This window comes from Pseudomonas sp. TH37, assembly GCF_016650735.1.
Lineage (GTDB): Bacteria > Pseudomonadota > Gammaproteobacteria > Pseudomonadales > Pseudomonadaceae > Aquipseudomonas > Aquipseudomonas farris.
In genome coordinates, this window is the sequence record NZ_JAEKFD010000011.1 from 142,774 (window position 1) to 163,203 (window position 20,430).

The following is a 20,430-nucleotide window of genomic DNA, read 5'->3' on the forward strand; positions in this document are numbered from 1 at the left end:
TTGGCCGGGCGGTTATGTTTGGCTGAAGGCTTGTGTCATGATGATCCGACCGCAGGTTAGTCGTCCTTTTCCTATATGAATAGATCTTCCGCGTTGCTCCTCGCTTTTGTCTTCCTCAGCGGCTGCCAGGCCTTGGCACCCGTTTCGTCGGACGGTACGCCGCCGGTCGAAGACAGCACTCCGGTTCCTGAAAAGCCCAAGGTTTACAGCTCGTTCAGTGAAGAAACCGTCTTCAGCCTATTGAGCGCCGAACTGGCTGGCCAGCGCAATCGTTACGACATTGCCCTGGACAACTACGTGACCCAGGCCATCAATACCCAGGATCCGGGCATCTCCGAGCGGGCATTTCGCATTGCCGAGTATCTGGGTGCCGATCAGGCTGCCCTCGACACCGCACTGGTCTGGGCGAAAAACGCCCCGGACGATCTCGAGGCGCAACGGGCGGCTGCCGTGCAACTTGCCCGCGCAGGGCGTTATGACGACTCCATGGTCTATATGGAGAAAGTCCTGCAAGGCAAAGGCGACACGCATTTCGACTTCCTCGCCCTGTCCGCGGCCGATACCGACCAGGACACGCGCAACGGCCTGATGAAAGGTTTTGACCGTTTGTTGCAGCGCCATCCGCACAACAACCAGCTGATTTTCGGCAAGGCCTTGCTGATGCAACAGGACGGCGATACCAAAGGTGCCCTGACCCTGCTCGAAGACAACCCGCCGGAAGAGGGCGAAATAGCGCCGATCCTGCTGCGCGCGCGCCTGCTGCAAGGGCTCAACCGTGGTGATGAAGCCCTGCCGCTGCTGCAAAAAAGCATCAAGAAATACCCGGACGACAAACGCCTGCGCCTGACCTATGCGCGCATGCTGGTTGAGCAGGACCGCATGGAAGATGCCAAGGCCGAGTTCTCGAGCCTGGTGCAGCAATACCCCGAAGACGACGAACTGCGTTACTCCCTGGCCCTGGTCTGCCTGGAAGCCAAGGCGTGGGACGAGGCCAAAGGTTATCTGGAAGATTTGATCGCTCGGGAAAGCCATGTCGACTCGGCACACCTGAACCTGGGGCGCATTGCTGAAGAGCGTAACGACCCGCAGGGCGCATTGATCGAATACGCTCAGGTCGGGGCGGGCAACGATTACCTGCCGGCGCAATTGCGTCAGGCCGATATTCTGATGAGCAACGGCAAGACCGCCGAAGCCCAAAGCCGTCTGGCAGCCGAGCGCGGCGAGCAACCCGATTACGCGATCCAGTTGTATCTGATCGAAGCCGAAACCTTGTCCGCCAACAAACAGGGCGACAAGGCCTGGAAAGTCTTGCAGCAAGCGCTGCAGCAATACCCCGACGATCTGAATCTGCTGTATACCCGGGCCATGCTGGCAGAAAAACGCAATGACCTGGCGCAGATGGAAAAAGATCTGCGATTGATCATCAAGCGTGACCCGAACAATGCAATGGCGTTGAACGCTCTCGGCTACACCCTGTCCGACCGCACCACACGCTACGCCGAAGCCAAGGCCTTGATCGAACAGGCGCACCAGATCAACCCGGAAGACCCGGCAGTCCTCGACAGCCTCGGATGGGTCAATTTCCGCCTGGGTAACCTCGATGAAGCCGAGCGGTATTTGCGCCAGGCGCTGGAGCGCTTCCCCGATCAGGAAGTCGCCGCTCACCTGGGCGAAGTGCTGTGGGCCAACGGCAAACAACGCGAAGCCAAGCAAATCTGGAGCAAGTTCCTCAAGGAACAGCCCGACAGCCCTACCCTGCGCGGCACCATCAAGCGCCTGACCGGATCAGAGACTCTTTAAGTTATGTTTTTGCGCCACATCATCGTTTTCAGCTTCATCGCCCTGCTCGCCGGTTGCGCGGGCTTCGTTGCCCGCGAATCGGTCCAGGGTCAAGGCAACAAGGCCCAATGGCGCGAGCACAAACAGCAACTGACCGGCCTCGACGGCTGGCAGATCAACGGCAAAATCGGCATCCGCGCGCCAAAAGATTCGGGTAGCGGCACGTTGTTCTGGCTGCAACGCCAGGATTACTACGACATCCGCCTCTCCGGCCCGCTGGGTCGTGGTGCAGCCCGCTTGACCGGTCGCCCGGGCAAAGTCTCGCTGGAAGTGGCCAATCAGGGCCGCTATGACGCTCAGACCCCGGAAGCCCTGGTTGAAGAACAACTGGGCTGGAAATTGCCGGTATCGCATCTGGCATGGTGGGTTCGCGGGCTCCCGGCCCCGGACAGCAAAAGTCGCCTGACCCTCGACGCCGACAGCCGCCTGGCCAATCTCGAACAGGATGGCTGGAAGGTTGAGTACCTGAGTTATGCCGAGCAAAACGGCTACTGGCTGCCCGACCGGATCAAACTGCACGGCACCGACCTTGATGTCACGCTGGTGATCAAGGAATGGCAGCCACGCAAACTGGGGCAGTGAACATGACTGCGCCACGCCTGACACTGCCCTCGCCCGCCAAGCTCAACCTGATGCTGCACATCCTCGGCCGCCGTGAAGACGGTTACCACGAGTTGCAGACGATTTTTCAGTTCCTCGATTACGGCGATGAAATCACCTTTGCCGTTCGCGACGATGGCGTGATTCGGCTGCACACCGAATTCGCCGACGTCCCTCACGACAGCAACCTGATCGTCAAAGCCGCAAAAAAGCTTCAGGAACAATCCGGTTGCTCACTGGGTATCGACATCTGGATCGAAAAAATCCTGCCCATGGGCGGTGGAATCGGTGGCGGCAGTTCGAATGCGGCGACCACATTGCTGGGCCTCAATCATCTTTGGCAACTGGGTTGGGATGAGGATCGGCTGGCTGCGCTGGGCCTTACGCTTGGCGCCGACGTCCCGGTTTTCGTGCGTGGACACGCGGCTTTCGCCGAGGGTGTGGGGGAGAAACTCACCCCTGTAGAGCCCGAAGAACCGTGGTATCTCGTGCTGGTGCCGCAAGTATCTGTAAGTACAGCAGAAATTTTTTCAGATCCACTGTTGACACGTAACACTCCTCCCATTAAAGTGCGCCCCGTTCCCAAGGGAAACAGTCGAAATGACTGCTTGCCGGTGGTAGCAAGGCGTTATCCAGATGTACGTAACGCATTGAATTTGTTAGGTAAATTTACCGAAGCAAAACTCACCGGAACTGGAAGTTGTGTGTTTGGGGGCTTCCCAAGCAAAGCTGAAGCTGATAAAGTCTCGGCCCTTCTGACAGAGACCCTTACAGGGTTTGTAGCAAAAGGAAGCAACATTTCGATGTTGCATCGCAAGCTGCAAAGTCTGCTCTAAAAGGAATCGAGTACTGGGTACTCGTTGCAACAGATACAGGGGCGTCGCCAAGCGGTAAGGCAGCAGGTTTTGATCCTGCCATGCGTTGGTTCGAATCCAGCCGCCCCTGCCATTTTCCTATACTCATCCAGGTTACCCTCAGCCTTCAGGTACTGCGCGTGTCCAAGATGATGGTCTTTACGGGGAACGCTAACCCCGATCTGGCTCGGCGTGTTGTACGTCAGCTGCATATCCCTCTCGGTGACATCTCTGTCGGTAAGTTCTCCGACGGCGAAATTACTGCCGAGATCAATGAAAACGTTCGCGGTAAAGACGTTTTCATTATTCAGCCGACTTGCGCTCCGACCAACGATAACCTGATGGAACTGGTAGTGATGGCTGATGCCTTCCGCCGCTCCTCGGCTACTCGTATCACTGCTGTTATTCCTTACTTTGGTTATGCCCGTCAGGATCGCCGTCCGCGTTCCGCACGTGTGGCTATCAGCGCGAAAGTCGTTGCTGACATGCTTACCGTAGTCGGCATCGACCGTGTTCTCACGGTTGATTTGCATGCTGACCAGATTCAGGGCTTCTTCGATATTCCGGTAGATAACATCTACGGCTCCCCGGTACTGGTGGATGACATTGAAGATCAGCGCTTCGAAAACCTGATGATCGTGTCCCCGGACATTGGTGGCGTCGTGCGTGCACGGGCTGTTGCCAAATCCCTGGGCGTGGATCTCGGGATCATCGACAAACGCCGTGAGAAAGCCAATCACTCTGAAGTGATGCATATCATCGGTGATGTCGAAGGGCGTACCTGTATTCTGGTCGATGACATGGTCGATACCGCCGGCACTCTGTGCCACGCGGCCAAGGCCCTGAAAGAGCATGGCGCTGCCAAGGTTTTCGCCTACTGCACGCACCCTGTGCTGTCGGGTCGGGCGATCGAAAACATTGAAAATTCCGTGCTGGACGAGCTGGTGGTAACAAACACCATCCCGCTGTCCGCTGCAGCACAAGCCTGTGCACGTATCCGTCAACTGGATATCGCACCGGTAGTTGCCGAGGCGGTTCGCCGCATCAGCAACGAAGAATCGATCAGCGCGATGTTCCGTTAAGGGCCCTGCCCTTCTCATTACATCTCGTTGACGAAAAGCGCCCCGCCCCGGCATTCCTGTCGGGGCGGGGCTTTTTTGCCCATATCGCCTTTAAGCGCTGGTCGCAAACGCTGGGGCGGATGTGGTTATTTTGGAGATACAACATGAACGATTTTACTCTGAATGCTGAAGTGCGTTCCGACCTGGGGAAAGGTGCGAGCCGCCGCCTGCGTCGTCTCGCAAGCCTGGTTCCAGCTGTAGTTTACGGTGGCGACAAAGCCCCTGAATCCATCAGCATGCTGGCTAAAGAAGTTGCCAAACTGCTCGAAAACGAAGCGGCTTACAGCCACATCATCGAGCTGAACGTTGGCGGCACCAAGCAAAACGTAATCATCAAAGCCCTGCAGCGTCACCCGGCCAAAGGCCACGTGCTGCACGCTGACTTCGTACGCGTAGTAGCTGGCCAGAAACTGACCGCTATCGTGCCTGTACACTTTGTTGGTGAAGAAGCTCCGATCAAGAAAGGCGGCGAAGTTTCGCACGTTGTTGCTGAAATCGAAGTGACCTGCCTGCCAAAAGACCTGCCTGAATTCATCGAAGTCGACCTGGCTAACGCCGAAATCGGCTCGATCATTCACCTGTCTGACCTCAAAGCCCCTAAAGGCGTTGAGTTTGTTGCTCTGGCCCACGGTGATGACAAGGCTGTTGCCAACGTCCACGCTCCACGTGTTGCTCCAGAAGCTACTACTGAAGAAGGCGCAGCAGAGTAATTTCACTCTGTTCGCCGGAGTGACCGGAAACATCGCGGACTAGAGCGTAGCGAGAAAGCGGGCGAGAACGCGGAGTTTACATAATGGTAAATGAGCACTTGTCGTCCACTTTCGCCGCACTCCCTGATTGCGGCGATGTTATCCACCACTCCAAAGAAGGGCCCCTATCGTGACTGCCATCAAACTGATCGTTGGCCTGGGAAATCCAGGCGCTGAATACGAACAGACCCGGCATAACGCAGGGGCCCTTTTTGTTGAGCGCATCGCGCACGCGCAGGGTGTCAACCTTGTGGCCGATCGCAAATATTTCGGCCTGACCGGGCGCTATTCGCATCAGGGTCAGGATGTTCGTCTGCTGATTCCCACCACCTACATGAACCGCAGCGGCCAAGCCGTCGCGGCACTTGCCGGCTTCTTCCGCATCAAGCCTGAAGAAATCCTGGTGGCGCATGACGAACTCGATCTGCCTCCGGGCGTTGCCAAGCTCAAACAGGGCGGCGGCCATGGCGGTCACAACGGGTTGCGCGACATCATCGCGCAACTGGGCAATCAGAATACCTTTCACCGCTTGCGGCTTGGCATTGGCCACCCGGGCGTTGCCAGTATGGTTTCAAATTTCGTCCTGGGTCGTGCGCCACGCGCCGAACAGGAAAAACTCGATGCCAGCATCGACTTTGCCCTCGGCGTGCTGCCGGATATCCTCGCCGGTGAATGGAACCGCGCGATGAAAAACCTGCACAGCCAGAAGGCCTGACTCACTCCTCGGGGAATACACCATGGGATTCAATTGCGGCATCGTCGGCCTGCCTAACGTCGGCAAGTCCACCCTATTCAACGCCCTGACCAAATCCGGGATCGCGGCCGAGAACTTCCCCTTCTGCACCATCGAGCCGAACACCGGTATCGTGCCGATGCCGGATCCGCGTCTGGAAGCCCTGGCAGCCATCGTCAATCCAAAGCGCATCCTGCCGACCACCATGGAGTTCGTCGATATCGCTGGCCTGGTTGCCGGCGCCTCGAAAGGTGAAGGCCTGGGCAACAAATTCCTCGCCAACATCCGCGAGACCGATGCTATCGCTCACGTGGTCCGCTGCTTCGAAGACGAGAACGTGATTCACGTCTCCAACAGCGTCGACCCGAAACGCGACATCGAGATTATCGACCTGGAACTGATCTTCGCCGACCTCGACAGCTGCGAGAAGCAACTGCAGAAAGTCGCCCGCAACGCCAAGGGTGGCGACAAGGACGCCGTGGTCCAGAAAGGCCTGCTGGAGCAACTGATCGCTCACTTCACCCTCGGCAAGCCAGCGCGCACGCTGATGAAGAACATGGGCGCCGACGACAAAGCGGTGATTCGTGGCTTCCACCTGCTGACCACCAAGCCGGTCATGTACATCGCCAACGTCGCTGAAGACGGTTTCGAGAACAATCCGCTGCTGGACATCGTCAAAGCCATCGCCGAAGAAGAAGGCGCCATGGTGGTTCCGGTCTGCAACAAGATCGAAGCCGAAATCGCCGAGCTGGAAGACGGTGAAGAGAAAGACATGTTCCTCGAAGCCCTGGGCCTCGAAGAGCCTGGCCTGAACCGCGTGATTCGTGCCGGCTACGAGATGCTGCATCTGCAGACCTACTTCACCGCCGGTGTCGAAGAAGTCCGCGCCTGGACCGTCCGCGTCGGTGCCACCGCACCACAAGCCGCTGGTGTGATCCACACCGACTTCGAAAAAGGCTTCATCCGCGCCGAAGTTATTGCCTACGACGACTTCATTCAGTACAAGGGCGAAGCCGGCACCAAAGAAGCCGGTAAATGGCGCCTGGAAGGCAAGGACTACATCGTTAAAGACGGCGACGTGATGCACTTCCGCTTCAACGTCTGAGTTGTAGCTGGCATTGCAGGTGATTGCTTAGGGTTGCGAGACAGTCCTTTAATCATCCAGAAAGCCCCCATTTATGGGGGCTTTCGCGTTTCTATGGCATGCATGAGATTGCAGCAGCATGCACAAAAAAAACGACTACACCGGTGTATACGGTTCTTGGACAGCACTCGATTAGGTGTATACGATGGCAATTTTCCGGAAAGGGACAGTGCCTGGATGCTTACGGACGCTCACTGCCGGGCTGCCAAGCCCAAAGCCAAGCTGTACCGCATCAACGATGCTAGAGGCCTTTACCTAGAGGTGAAACCGAACGGCGTACGCGCTTGGCGTTACCGATTCAAACTGAGTGGAAAGGCCTCCTGGTTCGCTCTAGGCGACTACCCTAGTATCTCGCTGGCAAATGCTCGCGAGAAATGCGACGAGGCTCGCAGGCTAGTCAGGCAGGGAATTAACCCAGTACAGAATCGACAATTGGAGAAAATTACGCGAGAGCTCGATGCCTCGAATACGTTCGAATCTGTCGCCTCGGAATGGCTCGCATTGAAAGACTGGGAGCCTGTGACGAAAACACGTCGCTTGGGGATGCTCAAAAGAGTTGTGTTTCCATCAATTGGAAAACTCCCTGTGCGGACTATCAAGCCAGCACACGTTTTAGACATTCTTAACAGGACGGTTAAGCGTGGCGCACCATCCGTTGCGGCGGAAGCTAAACGCACGATGTCGGCAGTATTCGAATTAGCTGTCGCAACCCTGAGAGCCGACAGTGACCCTGTTTGGCCGGTAAGAAAGGCTTTGCCACCGAACAAGACACAACACAAAGCGGCACTATCTCCTGTCCAGGTTGGCAACCTGCTCAACGCTTTCGAATCACATGGTGGTCACTTTCAAACCGTCATGGCTTTTCAACTCATGTGGTTGACGCTGACCCGTGCCAACGAAAGCGTGCAAGCTCAATGGCAGGAGTTCGACCTCCCAAATGCCTTATGGAAAATCCCGAAGGAGCGGATGAAAGCCCGAAGGGAGCACACGCTTCCCTTACCTCGCCAAGCAATTTCAATCCTGAAGGCGATGCACCCGATTACCGGGAATGGTACATACGTTTTTCCCAATCGGGACGATCGCCAGCGGCCGATGGCCGATGCATCCTTTCGTCAGGCGCTGAAAAAGCTTGGATGGGCGACAATCTATAGTCCACACGGTACGCGGACCACCGGAAGCACTAGACTCAACGAAATGGGTTACAGGGCGGACGCAATTGAAGCCCAACTTGCCCATGCAGAACCGAACGCTGTGCGCCGTGCATATAATCACGCAACGTATATGGATGAGCGGATCAAAATGATGCAGCACTGGGCCGATCAGCTGGATCAGTGGAAAACGGAGGTTTCACATGCTTAGAGTTGATAGCGAGATGGATTGCGCGGCTTTTAGGCTCGCGCTGACTGGGCGTATCTTGGAGCACGTTGAGATTCAGTTACTTTCTGATGATCAGCGCACCGCTTTGTTTGAAGCCTTAGACAGACCGGGGGAAAAAATCATTGAGCCTCAGTCCTTAGACATCCAACCAAGACTACGATCTTTGAGAAAAGCCGCTTCTGATGCTAGGCGCCTTTCTCAATCCCTGAAGCTAGTCGTCGAGCTAGATGTCGAACACTTTGATCACGGCTGTGGTGAGAGTCTCAAAATTTCTAGTCAGATTAAATCGCTCGATGCCACGGCTGATCGCCTAGAGATAGTCATTAATGAAATTTTAGAAAAATCGAAAAGAACCCCTACCCTCGTTCGATTCTTTAAGGCATTGCATGCGTTTCCGTTATTGAACACACTTGCTCTCTACAATATTCCTCCAAACACTCGAAATGATTTTACGAGCAGAGGTACCGGCGCTAAAGACGTGGACAAAAACATATTTCTACCTGATTTAACTGCGAACACTACCTTAGCAATGAAATGCGTAATGCTAAATCTGTTTTCCATGAACAAATCAAAATTAGATTGGAGCACCACAATCACAATGATCGAATACGGTAAAGATTTTGCTAAGCAGGTCGCCCATAACGATGCTGTTGGTAGGCAACTTCGTGAGCTGGCGTCGCCGCTTATTGAATCCCTCCATAGAGCGATGGCCCATACCGTAGAATCAATTGACTTCGAGCCGGACGAAGCACTAGTTAAGGAACAGGAAGAAGAGTTTCGTTTAATGCAACTACTACCTGACTTTAAATCGCTAGAGCAGAAACCACGGCAATATCACTAACACACCATATAGCGTTAACGATGGATTCGGATAACGAGGTATTCGCCTTACTTATCTCGGCAAATGCCAATTTTACATGATGAGGATCGCTTGCTGCCCTATGCGACGGTCAGCAATCGACCAATAGGAGACATTACTGCTCTGCATTACGCTTCAATTGGGTAAGGCACCGCGGGCATAATGAAACGTCCCCAATAACGCAGCTCGAACGACATCATGAACAAAGCCCAACGTTGGACAGTGAAATGCCAAGATCCTGCGGATGGAAGCGGCGACGTTATCGTTGACTTGCCGCTGGACCTAGTCGCTGACTTAGGATTGAGCATTGGCGACGTGTTTACTGTTGAGGTGATTGACGGAGCGATAGTGCTGAAGCCGACGCCGAGCGAATCCCAAACCCCCTGAGCTTGCAACCCTGCGGGTCACCCCATCGTCAACCGGGTTCGTCCAAGGCTGTCAGGGCTCCTTAGGACAGGCAGAAATCGGCCAGAAGCGCGGCCTGTCAAGAGCGGCAGCAACTGAGCATTGTCGGAAGCAGCAGTACTATGGCTGGTCGACGGGTGAAGGTCTCATGATATGAAACCAGCGAAACTCCTGAAGCAACCTTTGGTCCATGCTTTCAGAGCGTACTGGTGCCTCTTGTTGTTGTTCGATCGTAAGCGCTGGTGGAGAAAGCCATGATAGAAGCTACAAACGATTTGCCCGAGCCTATAAAGCGGCAGGCTGAGAGAATTCTCCGCGAGATCGAACTCGCAGGCTCGATGATTCTCGCGGTTAAAAGTGGCGCTAAAGCCCAGGGATTCATACTCGGAATAACATGCTGTGACGGCCTGCCCACAGAGCGCTGTGAACTGTTATCAGATCATTTTGACAGCATCGTGGAGCAAAGATTGAGGTCGCTGACATTAGGGCTGTAGCGTCAGCTGGATTGAAGAAGCTGCGTAGAGGAAACGGATGAGGTACGTCACTTTCCTTTTAACACTTGCTCTAATAGCAGGCTGCAAAACGGCACCCGTTCCGGAAGAGATCACCACTGTTCCCCAAGAGCGGCTTTTGGGTTTTACAAAAACATCTGATACCCATCTCGTCATCTTGGCCGCGACCTCATTAGGAAATGATTGCGCGATCCGTATTTCAATAGACGAAAAGCCGGCCGCTGACTTTTTCGGCGCAGAAGTAGCCCATTTCGGGCTCACGTTCGGATCACACACCCTCTCGGCGCGAACTTCGGAGGGGTGCTCTAGGCAATGGACGCAAGAGATCAAGGTCAGTGTCAAAGCTGGCGACGCCTTGATCATGCGTATCGACAAAGCAGGCTTCATACGCGCTGAGCTTTAAAAGCTATAAACAACCTCCTACACTGCTGAACACCCGCTCACACCGTATCTGCGCAGCCTCGCTCTCCTGCCGGCCTCTGCATCGCCTCCCATTAGGATCACCGACATGCGCCTGTCCGATTTCATTCTTGAGAACCTTGAGCCGATTTTGCAGGCCTGGGAAGATTTCGCCAGAACCATTGAGACGCCGGGTGCGGACCTCGATAGTGAAGCTCTGCGAGATCATGCCGAACAGATGTTGCGGGCAATAGTAAGTGACCTGCGAACAAAGCAGACGAAGCGAGAGCAAGCTGCCAAGTCTCAAGGCCAAGCCCCTTCAGATGATGAAGAAACCGCAGCTGAAACTCATGCAATGACGCGGCTAATGGCAGGTTTCACGATCGATCAAATGGTGTCGGAATATCGAGCACTAAGAACGAGTGTCGTCAGTCAGTGGATGAGGCAAGTGAAGGATGGCAGGCCGATTAATGTCGATGACATGACCCGATTCCATGAGGCCATCGATCAGGCTCTCGCCGAATCCATCGCCAGTTACTCCCGCGCGGTGGAGGCGTCACGCAACGTATTTTTAGGCATTCTCGGCCACGACCTGCGCACCCCGCTTGGAGCGATCTTGCTGGGTGCCGATATATTGAGGCGCTCAGAAGGGACCGGAGCCCGGGCTACCAAGGTTGCCAATCAGATATATACAAGCGTGCGGCGAGCGAGCCAAATTGTTGGAGACCTACTTGATTTAACACGCTGCCAAATGGGCCCAGGCATTCCTGTCAAAACGGCGGATGTAGATCTCTCACACGTTTGCGAACGTGTTGTCGAAGAAATCCGAGCGTTTCATCCGGAGGCAATGGTCTTGTTCGACGCGAAGACTCCAGTTCAAGGGCAATTCGACGGCGCCAGAATGGAACAAGTCTTCTCGAACATAATCAGCAACGCTGTACAGCATGGAGATAATCAATTCTCTATCAAGGTGGAGTTAGAGACCTCAGAAGACTGCGCTATTTTCACCGTCCATAACCGTGGTGAGCCCATACCAGAGGACGTTCTCCCGTTTATATTTAACCCTATGGGTCGTTTCTCTCAGAGATCTGCAATTGATCACGGGCCGACAGAGGGGCTGGGCTTGGGCCTGTTCATCGCGTCAGAGATCGTGGCATCACATAACGGTTCAATCGATGTCAGCTCTGACTCGAGTGGAGGCACCACTTTTTTAGTCAAGCTTCCAATTACTGAGCCGCCCCTACATCCGTAGACTCATTCGAGAGGCAGCTTCGGGTCGATTTCTGCCTGTCACGAAGGGCTGAAATCGGCCGATTCTGTTGAAAAAGTAACTCCCCTGCCTGGCCTGCGGCAAAATCTCTACATTGGCCAGCAGGGAAGCACGCAGCATGATGGGACAGTTATCGAGTGGGCAGGAACGGCTGTTTTACTCGTTCCACCTTGAAGATCACATCCCAGCCAATCACCTTCTGCGCAGCATTGATCGGTGTCTCGAACCGCGCATCCCTGCGCTCTTGCACGACTTCACCCTGGAGCGTTTCAATCGCGACCCGTTCGGATGTGCATGCGCGCAGAAGCTGTACGCGTATTGACATCATGAACCAGTGCCTTCAGCGCCCGTAGTGCGCCCGGTAACGATAGTGACGCTGAGCGTTTCATGCCGCTTCCAGCGCACCGATTCTTTCATGCACCTCGCCTACCCGCGCCAGCAATTTGTAAATGGTCCTCGTCTTGAGTCGGTTTGCGTAGCGGGAATCAATGCCCCTTGAATTCGAGCTCCAGACGCGGCGTACCGGCCTTCAGGGCCTTGATGGCCGAAGCAAGCCCGTTCTTCACGTCTTCTGTCTCGAACAAGGGCATGGCAATGTTGAACATCACATCGTCGGCCGCCTGGATACCGCCGTTTGCCCAGGCTCGCAGCAAGGCTTTGTGAGCTGCGTGGGCGCGTGTGGGGCCATGCACAAACTTCGCGGCGAACGCATGCGCCGTTGCAAACAGTTCGGCATCGGCGACGACGCGGTTGATTACGCCGAAGCGCTCCATCGTCGCGGCGGGGACACGCTCGGAAGTCAGCGCCCATTCCATGGCTCGTACGCGTCCTGCACGTTCGGCGACGCGGTAGATGCCGCCCAACAGGGTCACTAAAGCAAGCGACTGTTCCGGATGGCAGAATGTTGCGCTTTCGGCGGCAAAGATTACATCGGCACGCAACGCCAGTTCGAAACCACCGCCTGCGCACAAGCCTTGCACCACGGCGATGACAGGCAAGGGCAGACGTTCGAAGCGATTGAAGACGTCCATGTAACCCTCGAAGCGTGCACGCAACTGGCGGGGGGTGTCATCGGGCCAGGACGTGATGTCGCCGCCAAAGCTGAAGCTCTCGCCTTCGGCGCGCACCAGCACGACGCGTGCGTCACTGCGTTCGATCGCGCTGACTGCCGTAGCCAGTTCGTCAACCATCTGGTCGTCGATGCGGTTTTGCGGCGAGCGATCAAGAATGATCGTTGCTATGCCGTTCTCGATGGTATGGGTGAGATGAGACATGTCGGGCTCCTGCGTTGTCGCAAGTTGAGGTTAGGAGAGGTGTTCCTTGAACCAGTCCAGCGCGGCGGTACTTGATTGATCGAATCTGGTGATGTACGGATCGAAGTGGCCGCCGGGAATCGTCACGAGGCGCTTTGGCTCAACGGCACGCTCGTAGGCGGCCAGCTCAAGATCGGTCAGCGTGATCGTGTCCTGCAGCGCGACGACCATCAGCAGCGGCGTGGGGGACACGCGCGCAATCCACGTGCCCGGTTCGTACATGCGCGCAGCGCGCGTCGAGCGCACCGTGACGCTGTTCTCCCAGGCGCCGTCGGGTACGGGCTGCAGATAGAACTCGATGGCTTCCTTGGTGCGATACGAAGCAGGGACGGCCGGATCGGCGCTGACGATTGCCTGCCTACGCGGCGGCTCGCCGCGTGCTTGCGCGCGCTCGTCCGCCGTGAAGGCATCCTCGATAGCGGCGACAGCATCGGGCGGAATGCGGCGCAGTCCTTGCTCGAAGCCGCTGATCGTCGGCACCTGCGCGACGACCGCACGCAAGCGGCGTTCGGTTGCGCCAAGCACGAGTGCGTGACCGCCGGAATAGCTCGTGCCCCATAAGCCGATGCGCTTCGCGTCGACGGCGTCCTGGTCTTCGAGGAAGCTGATCGCGCGCCGCCAATCGGCGATCTGACTCCATGGGTCGATATCCTGGCGCGGCGTGCCTTCGCTGGCGCCGAAGTTGCGGTGATCGTGCAGGAGGACGACAAAGCCGTTGGAGGCAAATTTCTCAGCGAATGGCTCCAGGCCGTGCTCCTTCACGCCGGCATAACCATGCGCCATCGTGATGGCAGGATAGGGGGCGGTGCCGCCGGTGGGAATATAGAGCCAGCCGCGCAGCGTGACGCCGCCCTCGGCTTCGAACGCGATATCGGTACGTCGAAACATGGAAGTTCTCCTTGTAAAAAGAGGTCAGGCGGCGCCGTAAACCCTATGCGCAGCGGCAGTTCATGCCTTCCACCCTTTTGCCTCGGTCACTCGATGCCAGGTCAATTGCCTGGCCGCTCAAGCGTGAAGAGTTGCTCCGCGCCGATTTCGAAATAGTCGGCCGGCCCACCTCCGCGCAGGATCGGGCGCGCCTGCGCAGTCTGATACACGCCGTCTTTGATCAGTTGCTGGTCAATGTGGATCGCTACTACTTCGCCCAACACCAGCCACGCCGGGAGCGCAGCACCGCCTTGCGCCTCAAGCTGCACGATCTGGGTGACCACGCACTCGAACTGCACCGGGCTAGCCGCAACGCGCGATGGCCGTACTTTTTCGGAGGGCAGCGTCTCCAACTTGGCCAACTCGAACTCATCGACGTCCGCTGGCGCCATCGCCGCAGAGGCGTTCATCGCCTCGGCGAGTTCTCGCGTCGCCAGATTCCATACGAACTCGCCGGTCGCACGCGCATTGGCGAGCGAGTCCTTCGCGCCAAGCGAGCAAAAGCCGATAATCGGCGGCTTGTAGCTGAATAGGTTAAAAAAGCTGTAGGGAGCAAGGTTACGTACGCCGTCGTTGGAGACAGTACTGATCCAGCCAATCGGGCGCGGAGCGACGATGGCGTTGAGTGGATCGTGCCGCAGGGAATGTCCCTGCGCCGGTTCGTAGACATGCCAATCGGTCATAGCTTTACCTCTTTTGGGACGAGCGCAAGGACTGCCGCCTACAGCGCCTCCGGCTCGGTGCGCGTGCGCAACACCATGGTCGAAGTGATGGCTGCATTCATCCCGATACCCGTCCAGAACATGGTGTCGGATCGGAGCCACATGAGCCCCACGCCTGAGAAACGAACGAGACATTCGTTTCGAGTCAATTCTGCTGCGCCGTTTCTGAAGAACGGGGCGGCTTTCGTATTTCTTACTTGTTTACCCAAGGCATGGAGAGGTCAATGTCAGAGACCAGCTTGCCACCGCCGAAGCTCATGTTCTCCAAGGGAACGGCATACATGATCAGGCTGATATCGTCCTGACTGACGCCCGCCTTTTCTACCGCGTAACGGGTGACCAGCTCCGCGAGCTTGCGTTTCTGCTCCACTGTCCTGCTCGTGCCTATCGTCACCGTTACGACCATGCGCTTGTCAGATCTCTTCATGTCAGGAAAAGTCGGATGGATGAAAAGCTCATCGTCCTTGTGCTCACTGATGATGACGAAACGGTCATCCTTGGGAGTATCCATGGCTTCATGAAGAGCGAGATTCAAGGCATCCGCCAGCGCGCGTTTCTCTTCGCTAGAGAATTTTTGAGCTGGAATGTGGGCGTGAAAAATTGGCATGAGTGTTTCCTCAGTTGTGTTGTTCAGCTAATACGCGGCGACGAATTGGCCCGGCTTAGCTAAAGAAGTCTTGACCGAGTGTTTCTTCGAGTCGCTCTTTCAGGCCAGCCGAGAACTCACGAACGACGGGGAACGGGCTTTGAAAGAGCTTGATATTGTGGACGAGGCCAGACTCATTCCGAGTGATGATGGTGGTGCCGGCGATCGGCTTACCACCGTGGATGGCATCCCACTCAAGGTAAGTCTTCGCACCGTCAACCGTCTCCGCAGTGAACACGAAGTCTTCATACATCGTACTCGTCGCGGCAAAGAATGCACCGATGGATGTCGGGCCGATCACGGTCTTGCTTAGGGCTGAGGTCTGAAGGCTGGCGTCAGCAGTGAACGACGCCGCGAAGTCGCTCGTTCCTTTCTTCTTGACGATTTGCATCCATGCCGTTCCCGGCGCGGTGGCGTCAGTAGTCATTACAATCTCCTATCTAGTGTCTGCAGTTTTGCAGTGTGCGTGCGCGTGCTAGTCAGCGAGGTGCCCGATGAGAAACTCGCCGGCTCTCTGGAGTGCGTCGTGGGCCTGAGGTAAAGAAGCTGTCTGAATGTGCCAGACGTGCAGCATCTCCGGCCAGACCTCAAGGTGTGACTCGCCGCCGGCCGCGCGCACCTTTCTGTCAATTTCAAGCGCGTCGTCGAGAAGTACTTCGTCGCTTCCGACATGTATGAGCAGCGGAGGAAAACCGTGCATGTCGGCGAACATGGGTGAGATGCGCGGATCCTTCAAATCGTGGTTGCCAGCGTAAGCCTCTACCATCTCCCGCATCGCGCTCGCGTTGACCATTGGGTCGCGGTGAGCCAGTTGCGTTAACGAGGGCAGCGTCAGCGTTAAGTCTGCCCATGGGCTAATTAGTAGCGCTGCTCGCGCGTCCTTGTGGCCTTTCGAGGCTGCATAGGCCAGAACGTTGAGAGCCATGCCACCGCCACTGGAGTCACCTGTCACGGCGAATGGCTTGCCAAGCGCACGCACTGCTTCGTAGCCGCGGATGGACTCGTCGTAGGACGCCGGAAATGGGTGCTCGGGTGCCTTGGAGTGGTCCAGAACGATGACCTGGGACTTTGCCGCTCGAGACAGCTCTCCGAGCATGCCCAAATGCGAGGCAGGAGAGCCAGCCACCCAGCCACCACCATGGAAATGGTAGATGACTCGGTCCTTAGATGCGCCAGGAGCCGTAATCGCCACTGCGGCTACGCCACCGAGTTGGATCGTCTCGACGGTTAGGTCGGCCGCCGGCGGGTTCGCTTGTGAAATTGCCTCCATGCCGACGCGGAGCGTCTCGATGGTGCGTACGGGATGCGCAAAGTCGAAGGCGAACATCGCATCCCGAAGCTCACGGACGGAAGATGAATCGTAAGTCATGGTCAGTTCACTCCAGGTTGAGGAAAGTCGCCGGTACCCAGTCGTAGCCCGCGCCGTTGTCGGCTTTGCGAAGACGGCCCAGTCCAGGGAACGGCATGTGGGCTGCGGCAATCATCGTCTTGTCCGCAGCGAGTTTCACCAGCAGGTCTTCACGCGTTTTGATGGCCGACGCGCTGTCTGAGTCGAAGGCGATGCTGATTTCCGGATGCGGCATTTGGACGGCGCCAACATGAGCTACGTCGCCCCAGACCAGCAGCGACTGACCCTTTGAGGAAATCATGTAGCCGGTGTGACCGGGCGTGTGGCCGGGAATGGCATACGGTGCGATACCGGGGACGATTTCGGCCATGCCTTCGTACGGCTTCCATTTGCCTGCAGCGATGTAAGGCGCGGCGCCATCCTGTGCGACTTTGAAGAAGATTTTTGCTTCTTCCGGGGCCTTGGCCATGATTTCCTTCGACAGCCAGAAGTCGGCGTCGGCCTTCGTCATCATCACGGTCGCGTTCGGAAAGACGCGTTTCCCGTTTTGGTAAATACCGCCAGCATGGTCAGCGTGAAGATGAGTCAGTAGAACCAGGTCGATCTGCTCCGGCTTGTAGCCGGAGGCCTTCAAGTTCTGCACGAGCTTGCCCAAAGTGGGAGGGCCCCAGTGGCCGCCTGCACCGGTATCGATGAGAACGAGTTTGGAGCCAGTGTTGACGAGGAAGCCTTGGACGGTTGCCGAAACATGCTTGGGATCGTTTTGGAAGGAGCGCGCCAAGAGGGACTGAATGAGCGCGGGATCACCTTGTAGGAGGCTGGAGTCGATACTGCCGCCGCCGTCATAGAGCGCAGTGACTTCATAGTCGCCAATCATCGTGCGATAGAAGCCCGGCACCTGCTTGTGCTGCATCGGTGCTGCAGCTTGGGCCGGTACTACAGCAGCGAAGGTGCCCGCGAATGCTAACGATACCGCGAGCAGGGTACGCGAAGTGATGGTGGAGAATTTCATAGTGTTCCTAACCATTATGTGTGGTGGGTATGTAGGTACGTACAGCTGTAATGATCTTTAGCAAAACGCCAGCTCATCGTGCCATGTCGCTGTTACCGCCTTTCCGGCCATTCGCAGCACCGAATTGCCGGTGTTACCCGTGATGAAAGCCCGGAGGTTCGATTCTTTTGCTGATCCCCCTGAGTTACTATAGTACTTGCAATGTGCAAGTGGTTGAATAATATTCGAGCAACTTGCACAATGCAAGTGGAATTTAAGGAGAGTAGCTGTGCAACAAACAAGACGATCGGGCTGCCCGATCAACCTGACGCTTGAGCAGATCGGCGACCGCTGGAGCCTGATCGTTATCCGCGATGTTATGTTCGAGAACAGACGCAGTTATGGCATCCTGCTGGAGAAAAACCAGGAAGGCATCGCCACGAACATCCTCGCGAGTAGGCTGAAACACTTGGCTGCGTCTGGCCTGCTGACACGATGTCCGGATCCGAATCACCAGCAGAAAGGAATTTACAGCCTCACGGAAGCGGCAATACAGCTTGTACCTCTGCTCGCGCATATGGCTGCCTGGGGTGTTCGGCATACGCATCCGAGCAAGGAAGCGTCTTTGCGCGCGGAGGTGCTGGAAAAGGGCGGCCCTTCGCTTTGGAGTGCCTTGATGGATGAACTACGTTACCTGCATCTCGGTGCACCTCGTCCGGTGCGCTCAGTATTGGGCGAGCTCCGGACCGACGACGAGCAGGCAATCGCTACTTAATACCAATCTTTGGCGTCATGACATCCACCATGTGGTGCAAAGTGTTGGCGCTGATGCGATTTTGACCCAGGGTCAAAATCGCACAGCGCCAACAGAACGACCGCATTTGGCCGTTTTCTGCCTATCGCGAATGACCGGTTTGGGTTGAAAGTAGCCGGTGACAGCCTTTTTCAATTGACCATACTCCAATCAACCTATTGCAGGTTCCAATTGGGGGCACTGTCGCTGCTATGCTTGAGCTTTCTCGAAAGGAATCGACACCATGCCAAGCGATTATTCACTGTCGGATGTACTGGAAAGGCTGTTCGAAAATCAGCAGGCCTTAGAGGCGGCCATTATGGAGTTGACCCTGCTGATTGAGGAGCAAGGGGCACAGGAAGTGGGCGGAAATGTCCGTGGTGCACTGTGGACCATGGGTGAAAACGCCGGTCATATCAAACAAGGCCTGGCTCGATTGAAGAAATTGGACATCGGCTAGGTGCAACACCTTTGCCAAGGCTGCCTGAATCCGACTCCAAAGTGCCAATGGGCGCATCGTTCGAGGGTTCTGACGACGATCAGACGCTTGATGCCAAAAAGAGGCGGAGAGTTGATTCTGGCAAGCGATGAGCAGACATTTTTTTGCGATTTACTCTGATACGCTGCTGAAGCACTCGTTTACAGGAGTTATTCGCATGATTGGCAAGTTAATTTCGACGGGTTTCAGTTTGGCCACCTTGCCCGCCCGCCTGACTTTTCGCAGCGTCCGCGCCTTGGCCATGACGCCTGCCGAAGCCAGCCGCCTGCTGGCGGACATGCGTCTGGCATCGGATCAGGCGGTGCAGGAACTCCAGGGGTTGTTGGCCAACGTCGATGCGGACATGACCCACAAAACGGCGCACCTCAGTGCTGCCGACAAGCGCCTGGCAGCCGAACTGGCCCTGCACGCCGCCGAACAACACCTGAACATGGCCGCGATCAACATTCTGCGGGCCGTCTGGCTGACGCTTCACTCGACGCCGAACTTGCCGGCAAGCGAGCTTGATAAGCGGCTTGAACAGACACGTAACGACTAACAGACCATCCGGCGGATCGGTCGATCCGAGCGAGAAATGGGAGCTCAGCATCCTTGAATCGGCGCTTCATGTGCAGGAGGGTTTTATGGAGCACTTACAATTCGGTTAGTCAGTCCGGTTCACCTCACTGGCAGCTATTGGCGACAGTTGCGACCATCGCAGAGGAATTACACCTCCGTCTGTTCAGCCATTTCTAGGGCATCATCGACCTCGATACCCAGGTATCTGACAGTGCTTTCAAGCTTCGTATGACCAAGCAGGAGTTGCACAGCTCTCAGGTTCTTCGTCCTGCGATAGATCAGCGATGCCTTGGTTCGCCGGAGCGTGTGAGTACCGTACATGGTTGGGTCAAGGCCAATGGTTGTCACCCACGCTTTGACTATTCGAGCGTATTGCCTGGTGGATAGATGGTCTGAGCCGTGCAACCGGGTCGGAAACAAGAAGTCCTCGCTGCGGAGGCGGGCCTGATGCATCCAAGCCTCCAGAACTGTTCGGGTTTGCTCTGTGATTTCAAATTGCACTGGGTGCTGGGTTTTCTGCTGCATCACGATGGCCCGTGACGACACATGTTCCCCATGGGCTATGTCTCGTACTCGCAGCTTGGTTAAGTCACAGGCACGCAGCTTGCTGTCGATGGCCAAGTTGAAGAGAGCCAGATCCCGTGTTTTCTCCGCGAGCTGGAGTCTTACCCGAATGGCCCAGATATCTCTGACTCGGAGCGGGGCTTTCTGTCCGACAAGCTTTCCCTTGTTCCAAGGCTGATGACTATATGTAGCAATGATCTTCATGGT

The 20,430-nt window shown here is 56.1% G+C and carries 24 protein-coding genes and 1 tRNA gene; 16 read left to right on the forward strand and 9 right to left on the reverse strand.

Features of this window, described 5'->3' with window-relative positions; translation table 11 throughout:
- Positions 1 to 75 precede the first annotated feature (75 nt).
- The 13 genes from JFU11_RS24120 to JFU11_RS24180 all read left to right on the forward strand — a co-directional run bounded on the left by JFU11_RS24120 (position 76) and on the right by JFU11_RS24180 (position 11,844).
- Complete coding sequence (locus JFU11_RS24120) at positions 76 to 1,800, forward strand: tetratricopeptide repeat protein (RefSeq protein ID WP_123719519.1); 1,725 nt, start codon at positions 76 to 78, stop codon at positions 1,798 to 1,800.
- A gap of 3 nt (positions 1,801 to 1,803) precedes the next feature.
- Positions 1,804 to 2,421: a lipoprotein insertase outer membrane protein LolB gene (gene lolB / locus JFU11_RS24125; protein ID WP_123719520.1), complete on the forward strand. Its 618-nt coding sequence runs from the start codon at positions 1,804 to 1,806 to the stop codon at positions 2,419 to 2,421.
- Between the two features lie 2 nt (positions 2,422 to 2,423).
- The gene (ispE, locus tag JFU11_RS24130; protein ID WP_123359251.1) at positions 2,424 to 3,275 is read left to right on the forward strand and encodes a 4-(cytidine 5'-diphospho)-2-C-methyl-D-erythritol kinase; all 852 of its coding nucleotides are present in this window, start codon (positions 2,424 to 2,426) and stop codon (positions 3,273 to 3,275) included.
- A 37-nt stretch (positions 3,276 to 3,312) separates the two neighbouring features.
- A tRNA-Gln gene (locus JFU11_RS24135) sits at positions 3,313 to 3,387 on the forward strand.
- Between the two features lie 46 nt (positions 3,388 to 3,433).
- On the forward strand, positions 3,434 to 4,375 hold the full coding sequence (locus JFU11_RS24140) for a ribose-phosphate pyrophosphokinase (protein WP_003171603.1): 942 nt from the start codon (positions 3,434 to 3,436) through the stop codon (positions 4,373 to 4,375).
- A 143-nt stretch (positions 4,376 to 4,518) separates the two neighbouring features.
- Positions 4,519 to 5,124 (forward strand): 50S ribosomal protein L25/general stress protein Ctc, encoded by a 606-nt coding sequence (locus JFU11_RS24145; protein WP_201062353.1) that lies wholly within the window; start codon positions 4,519 to 4,521, stop codon positions 5,122 to 5,124.
- Between the two features lie 169 nt (positions 5,125 to 5,293).
- The gene (gene pth / locus JFU11_RS24150; protein WP_007905795.1) at positions 5,294 to 5,878 is read left to right on the forward strand and encodes an aminoacyl-tRNA hydrolase; all 585 of its coding nucleotides are present in this window, start codon (positions 5,294 to 5,296) and stop codon (positions 5,876 to 5,878) included.
- Between the two features lie 22 nt (positions 5,879 to 5,900).
- Complete coding sequence (gene ychF / locus JFU11_RS24155; RefSeq protein WP_008011955.1) at positions 5,901 to 7,001, forward strand: redox-regulated ATPase YchF; 1,101 nt, start codon at positions 5,901 to 5,903, stop codon at positions 6,999 to 7,001.
- A gap of 216 nt (positions 7,002 to 7,217) precedes the next feature.
- Entirely contained in the window at positions 7,218 to 8,399 is a 1,182-nt protein-coding gene (locus tag JFU11_RS24160; RefSeq protein WP_201062297.1) for an integrase arm-type DNA-binding domain-containing protein, read from the forward strand.
- Positions 8,392 to 9,258 carry a hypothetical protein gene (locus JFU11_RS24165; protein WP_201062298.1) on the forward strand — a complete coding sequence of 289 codons (867 nt, stop codon included), beginning with the start codon at positions 8,392 to 8,394 and terminating at the stop codon, positions 9,256 to 9,258. The genes JFU11_RS24160 and JFU11_RS24165 overlap by 8 nt, the downstream gene beginning before the upstream one ends.
- Positions 9,259 to 9,474: 216 nt before the next feature.
- Positions 9,475 to 9,663 carry an AbrB/MazE/SpoVT family DNA-binding domain-containing protein gene (locus JFU11_RS24170; protein WP_201062299.1) on the forward strand — a complete coding sequence of 63 codons (189 nt, stop codon included), beginning with the start codon at positions 9,475 to 9,477 and terminating at the stop codon, positions 9,661 to 9,663.
- 549 nt (positions 9,664 to 10,212) lie between these two features.
- On the forward strand, positions 10,213 to 10,596 hold the full coding sequence (locus JFU11_RS24175; protein WP_201062300.1) for a hypothetical protein: 384 nt from the start codon (positions 10,213 to 10,215) through the stop codon (positions 10,594 to 10,596).
- 105 nt (positions 10,597 to 10,701) lie between these two features.
- Positions 10,702 to 11,844, forward strand: coding sequence for a sensor histidine kinase (locus tag JFU11_RS24180; protein ID WP_201062301.1), 1,143 nt, complete (start codon positions 10,702 to 10,704; stop codon positions 11,842 to 11,844).
- 148 nt (positions 11,845 to 11,992) lie between these two features.
- On the opposite strand, the gene JFU11_RS28345 is transcribed toward JFU11_RS24180, so the two are convergent.
- The 8 genes from JFU11_RS28345 to JFU11_RS24220 all read right to left on the reverse strand — a co-directional run bounded on the left by JFU11_RS28345 (position 11,993) and on the right by JFU11_RS24220 (position 17,830).
- Positions 11,993 to 12,190: a hypothetical protein gene (locus tag JFU11_RS28345; protein ID WP_201062355.1), complete on the reverse strand. Its 198-nt coding sequence runs from the start codon at positions 12,188 to 12,190 to the stop codon at positions 11,993 to 11,995.
- A 157-nt stretch (positions 12,191 to 12,347) separates the two neighbouring features.
- Positions 12,348 to 13,136 (reverse strand): enoyl-CoA hydratase/isomerase family protein, encoded by a 789-nt coding sequence (locus JFU11_RS24190; protein ID WP_134104835.1) that lies wholly within the window; start codon positions 13,134 to 13,136, stop codon positions 12,348 to 12,350.
- 30 nt (positions 13,137 to 13,166) lie between these two features.
- Positions 13,167 to 14,063, reverse strand: a complete 897-nt coding sequence (locus tag JFU11_RS24195; protein WP_201062302.1) for an alpha/beta hydrolase — start codon at positions 14,061 to 14,063, stop codon at positions 13,167 to 13,169.
- Between the two features lie 101 nt (positions 14,064 to 14,164).
- Positions 14,165 to 14,785, reverse strand: coding sequence for a flavin reductase family protein (locus tag JFU11_RS24200; RefSeq protein ID WP_201062303.1), 621 nt, complete (start codon positions 14,783 to 14,785; stop codon positions 14,165 to 14,167).
- A gap of 232 nt (positions 14,786 to 15,017) precedes the next feature.
- Entirely contained in the window at positions 15,018 to 15,431 is a 414-nt protein-coding gene (locus JFU11_RS24205) for a tautomerase family protein (protein WP_008006066.1), read from the reverse strand.
- 55 nt (positions 15,432 to 15,486) lie between these two features.
- A complete protein-coding gene (locus JFU11_RS24210) occupies positions 15,487 to 15,897 on the reverse strand; it encodes a hypothetical protein (RefSeq protein WP_201062304.1) in 411 nt (136 codons plus the stop codon).
- 48 nt (positions 15,898 to 15,945) lie between these two features.
- Positions 15,946 to 16,839: an alpha/beta hydrolase gene (locus JFU11_RS24215; RefSeq protein WP_201062305.1), complete on the reverse strand. Its 894-nt coding sequence runs from the start codon at positions 16,837 to 16,839 to the stop codon at positions 15,946 to 15,948.
- A 7-nt stretch (positions 16,840 to 16,846) separates the two neighbouring features.
- On the reverse strand, positions 16,847 to 17,830 hold the full coding sequence (locus JFU11_RS24220; protein WP_201062306.1) for an MBL fold metallo-hydrolase: 984 nt from the start codon (positions 17,828 to 17,830) through the stop codon (positions 16,847 to 16,849).
- Positions 17,831 to 18,098: 268 nt separating this feature from the next.
- Here JFU11_RS24220 and JFU11_RS24225 point away from each other — a divergent pair, with 268 nt between their 5' ends.
- The 3 genes from JFU11_RS24225 (at position 18,099) to JFU11_RS24235 (ending at position 19,639) form a co-directional block, all read left to right on the forward strand.
- Positions 18,099 to 18,584: a helix-turn-helix domain-containing protein gene (locus JFU11_RS24225; RefSeq protein WP_201062307.1), complete on the forward strand. Its 486-nt coding sequence runs from the start codon at positions 18,099 to 18,101 to the stop codon at positions 18,582 to 18,584.
- A gap of 262 nt (positions 18,585 to 18,846) precedes the next feature.
- Positions 18,847 to 19,062 carry a hypothetical protein gene (locus JFU11_RS24230; protein ID WP_053184852.1) on the forward strand — a complete coding sequence of 72 codons (216 nt, stop codon included), beginning with the start codon at positions 18,847 to 18,849 and terminating at the stop codon, positions 19,060 to 19,062.
- A 196-nt stretch (positions 19,063 to 19,258) separates the two neighbouring features.
- Complete coding sequence (locus JFU11_RS24235; RefSeq protein WP_201062308.1) at positions 19,259 to 19,639, forward strand: hypothetical protein; 381 nt, start codon at positions 19,259 to 19,261, stop codon at positions 19,637 to 19,639.
- A gap of 167 nt (positions 19,640 to 19,806) precedes the next feature.
- Here JFU11_RS24235 and JFU11_RS24240 read toward each other — a convergent pair whose 3' ends face one another.
- Entirely contained in the window at positions 19,807 to 20,427 is a 621-nt protein-coding gene (locus JFU11_RS24240) for a tyrosine-type recombinase/integrase (protein ID WP_201062309.1), read from the reverse strand.
- Positions 20,428 to 20,430 lie beyond the last annotated feature (3 nt).